The 4,056-nt window shown below is 71.6% G+C and carries 4 protein-coding genes; 2 read left to right on the top strand and 2 right to left on the bottom strand.

The genetic code is table 11. The features are described from left to right. Positions 1 to 88: 88 nt before the first annotated feature. Complete coding sequence (locus ACFW2E_RS42835) at positions 89 to 388, bottom strand: DUF5133 domain-containing protein (RefSeq protein ID WP_384476390.1); 300 nt, start codon at positions 386 to 388, stop codon at positions 89 to 91. 305 nt (positions 389 to 693) lie between these two features. On the opposite strand from ACFW2E_RS42835, the gene ACFW2E_RS42830 reads away from it, so the two are divergent. Then, positions 694 to 1,221 carry a pep a2 gene (locus ACFW2E_RS42830; RefSeq protein WP_384476387.1) on the top strand — a complete coding sequence of 176 codons (528 nt, stop codon included), beginning with the start codon at positions 694 to 696 and terminating at the stop codon, positions 1,219 to 1,221. Positions 1,222 to 1,244: 23 nt separating this feature from the next. Continuing rightward, positions 1,245 to 3,380 (top strand): glycogen debranching protein GlgX, encoded by a 2,136-nt coding sequence (gene glgX, locus ACFW2E_RS42825; protein ID WP_384476384.1) that lies wholly within the window; start codon positions 1,245 to 1,247, stop codon positions 3,378 to 3,380. A 235-nt stretch (positions 3,381 to 3,615) separates the two neighbouring features. On the opposite strand, the gene ACFW2E_RS42820 is transcribed toward glgX, so the two are convergent. Then, positions 3,616 to 4,056 (bottom strand): VOC family protein (locus tag ACFW2E_RS42820; RefSeq protein ID WP_384476381.1); only part of this gene is annotated, 441 nt, incomplete at its 5' end.

Raw genomic sequence — 4,056 nt, 5'->3', positions numbered from 1 at the left:
CACCTCCGCCGTCCGCGAAGCGGGGCCCCGGGCCCGGCAGGGAAGCCGAAGAACGCGGGAAGGGCTGGACCTTCCCGCGCGGAAAGGTTCAGGGCCTTCCCGCCCTGGGACGCCGCTCCCACGGCGGAGCCCGCCGCGCCGCCCCGCTCCCGTGCGGCCGCCCGCCCTGCTCCCGCTGGTAGCTGCCCAGACTCGAGCGCAGATAACGTTCGGCGGCGTCGGCGGCCTCCCGGGCGCAGCGCTTTCCCATCAGCACGCACAGGGTGTAGCCCGAGTCCTCGAACGTGGCCCGCACCGCGCGGTCACCCGGCGAGGCGAGCATCACGCGTTCCCACGCCCGGTACCGCCGCAACTGCCGGGCCACTTCGTCCTTGGCGGGTAGCAGCATGGCCCTGTTCACTCTCCGACGCTCTCGACTGGGCGCGCTTCCCGACGGTCGGGTGGCCTCCGTGCGCGGAGAGGCACGGATCCGTTACGGCGATCGAGGCATTGCACACATGGTGCATGCGCGACGACTCAGCGTCTTGTTGGTTGTTCAACCACCGCAGGGTGCTCTCGTGTTGCACGAATGGCGTAGCCACCGCACTGTGGATCTGACTCAGGAGCGATCAGTGCTCGACGCTCAGTGATCGGGGCCGTTGCCCAAGGGGGGCGAGAACGAGCGCGGGTTCCGCCGGTGAGGAGCAAGCGACAATGAAGACCGCAGTGCCCTGCTACTACCACCTCGACGTGGAAGTCAGCCCCGAACGGGTGGGACAGGTCAGCCGCATCCTGGCCGCCCACCTCCGCTACTGGGACCTCGAGAACCTCGTGGTCCCGGTCTGCCGCGGCGCCGAACTGCTGCTGCGGGCCATCGACGAGCATGCGACGGACAAGTACACGTCGATCGAGATGTGGTGGAACGGCCAGCATCTGATCACCGCCATCGGCGGGGACGACCGCGATCTGCGTCCCGATCAGGACCTGCGCGCCTGCCTGACCCAGATCGCCGCCACCAGCGACGGCTGGGGGTGCTGTGCCTCGGACAGCGGCAGCAAGATCATCTGGTTCTCGCAGCGCGCCCGCTCGGGCGAGCGCGTGCCGCTGGTCCCGACCGCCCCGGCGCCCAGCCTGCGCCAGGTGCGCCAGGTGCCCAGGGAGGAGCCCGTGGCCGCACTGGCCATGGCCACCCCGGTGGACGTGGTCGACGCGGCGGACGCCGCCCTGGAGGACGCCCGGTGACGGCGCGCCCCAAGAGGAAAGGGGTGCCCGTCTGGAGCGGGCACCCCTACCCGTTGGGTGCCTCCTTCGACGGGCAGGGCACCAACTTCGCGCTGTTCAGCGAGGTCGCCCAACAGGTCGACCTGGTCCTGGTCGACGACGCGGGCACCGGGACCCGCGTCCCGCTGACCGAGGTCGACGGCTTCGTCTGGCACGGTCATGTGCCGGGGGTCCAGCCGGGGCAGCGTTACGGCTTCCGGGTGCACGGCCCGTGGGACCCGGCCCTCGGTCACCGGTGCAATCCGGCGAAGCTGCTCCTGGACCCGTACGCGCGGGCCGTGGACGGGCAGACCGACAATCACGCCTCGCTCTACGAGCGTTCCCCGGGCGGCCCCGCGCCGGCCGACAGCGCGGGGCACTCCATGCTCGGCGTGGTGACCGACCCGTACTTCGACTGGGGAGACGACCGTCCGCCCCGGCGGCCGTACGCGGACACGGTGATCTACGAGGCCCATGTGCGGGGACTCACGCGAACGCACCCGGAGGTCCCGCCCCGGCTGCGCGGCACCTACGCCGGCCTGGCGCACCCGGCGGTCGTCGAGCATCTGACCTCCCTCGGCGTGACCGCGGTCGAGCTGATGCCGGTGCACCAGTTCGCGCAGGACGGCGTGCTCCAGGACCGCGGCCTGTCCAACTACTGGGGCTACAACACGATCGGCTTCTTCGCCCCGCACAACGCCTACGCCGCGCTCGGCTCCCGCGGAGAGCAGGTCAACGAGTTCAAGGCCATGGTGAAGGCCCTGCACGCGGCCGGCCTCGAGGTCATCCTCGACGTGGTCTACAACCACACCGCCGAGGGCAACGAGCACGGCCCCACGCTGTCCTTCCGGGGCATCGACAACGCCTCCTACTACCGTCTGGTCGACGGCGACTGGGCCCACTACTACGACACCACCGGCACCGGCAACAGCCTGCTGATGCGCCACCCCTACGTGCTCCAGCTGATCATGGACTCGCTGCGCTACTGGGTCACCGAGATGCACGTCGACGGCTTCCGCTTCGACCTGGCGGCCACGCTGGCCCGGCAGTTCCACGAGGTGGACCGGCTGTCGGCGTTCTTCGACCTGATCCAGCAGGACCCGGTGATCAGCCGCGTCAAGCTGATCGCCGAACCCTGGGACGTGGGGGAGGGAGGCTACCAGGTCGGCAACTTCCCGCCCCTGTGGTCGGAGTGGAACGGCAGGTACCGGGACGCGGTTCGGGACTTCTGGCGGGCGGAGCCGGGCTCGCTCGGCGAGTTCGCCTCCCGGCTCACCGGCTCCTCCGACCTGTACGCGCGCAGCAGACGGCGCCCCCGGGCCAGCGTCAACTTCGTGACCGCGCACGACGGCTTCACCCTGCGGGACCTCGTCTCGTACAACGACAAGCACAACGAGGCCAACGGCGAGGGCAACCGGGACGGCGAGAGCGACAACCGGTCCTGGAACTGCGGTGCCGAGGGCGACACGGACGACCCCGCGGTCCTGGAACTGCGCGCCCGCCAGCAGCGCAACCTGCTGGCCACACTGCTGCTGTCGCAGGGCATCCCGATGCTGTGCCACGGCGACGAACTGGGCCGCACCCAGCGCGGCAACAACAACGCCTACTGCCAGGACAACCAGGTCTCCTGGATCGACTGGGAGACGACCGAAGAGCAGCGTGCGCTGGCCGGGTTCACGCGGTACGTCATCGGCCTGCGCGCCGCCCACCCGGTACTGCGCCGCCGGCGTTTCTTCCGCGGCGAGACCGTCACCCATGTCGACCAGCCGCTGCCCGACCTGGTGTGGCTGCTGCCCGACGCGCGCGAGATGACCGCCCGCGACTGGCAGCGCTCCGACGCGCACTCGGTCGGTGTGTTCCTCAACGGCGACGCGATCGCCGAACGCGACCCGTACGGGCGGCGCGTGGTCGACGACTCGTTCCTGCTGCTCCTGAACGGCTACTGGGAACCGGTGGACTTCCGCCTGCCCGACGGCACCTACGGCGACCGCTGGTCCACCCTGATCGACACGGCCGACCCCGAGGGGATCCCGGACGAGCGCGAGCGCAAGGCGGGCACCGGCCTGCGGGTCGAGGCGCGCAGCCTGGTGCTGCTGTCCCGGCCGTCCCGCTCCAGCGGCAGGAACGCGCAGGCCACCTGAGACTGCGGGAGCCGGTACCCGGGCCACTCGCTGTCAGCCGGCTGCCCGGCGACCGGAGTGAAGGCCACGACCGGGTCGGCGGCTCCCGTCGCGGGCGTGCGTCACCGGCCGCGGACTGCCCCGGGCGGGCCGGGGCCCGCAACGCCGCCGGTCCCGGGCCGGCCCCGGACGCTGGAGGGGTCGGCACCATCGGACCCCGGAGGGATCAGCCCCCGAACCCGGGCCCCCGGAGGGCTCAGTGCTCGCGGCGCGAAGTCACCGTGAACTGGGCGCCGTCGGGGTCGCGCAGTACCGCTTCGTCCTCCGTCTCCCGCAGCACGCTGCCGCCGTGCTTCTCCGCGGCGCGGGCGCAGTCCGCCACGTCGGCCACGGCGAAGTGGATCTGCCAGTGCGGCCGTACCGACGGATCGGGGGCCGCCTCGACCGCGCCCGAGTCGATGCGTGCCACCACGTCGCCCCGGCTGCGCAGCACCACCTCGCCGGCCTCGTACTCGACCTGGCAGCAGCCGGGGCGGTCGGAGGCCCAGTCGAGGATCTCCCCGTAGAAGAGGGCGGAGTCGAAGGCGTTGCGGGTGTGCAGCCTGATGAAGGTGGGTGCCGCCCGGCGCCAGGTCTCCCAGTTGGAGATTATCTCGCCCTCCCCGAGGCCGAAGATGGCCCCGTCCCCGGCGGCGAG

This window comes from Streptomyces sp. NPDC058964, assembly GCF_042741275.1.
GTDB lineage: Bacteria > Actinomycetota > Actinomycetes > Streptomycetales > Streptomycetaceae > Streptomyces.
This window is presented reverse-complemented; position numbering and strand designations above follow the sequence as displayed.

Bases quoted from the DNA above. Each gene is read 5' to 3' on its own strand.
- ACFW2E_RS42830 (WP_384476387.1), top strand. From the start codon at position 694: ATGAAGACCGCAGTGCCCTGCTACTACCACCTCGACGTGGAAGTCAGC.
- ACFW2E_RS42835 (WP_384476390.1), bottom strand. From the start codon at position 388: ATGCTGCTACCCGCCAAGGACGAAGTGGCCCGGCAGTTGCGGCGGTAC.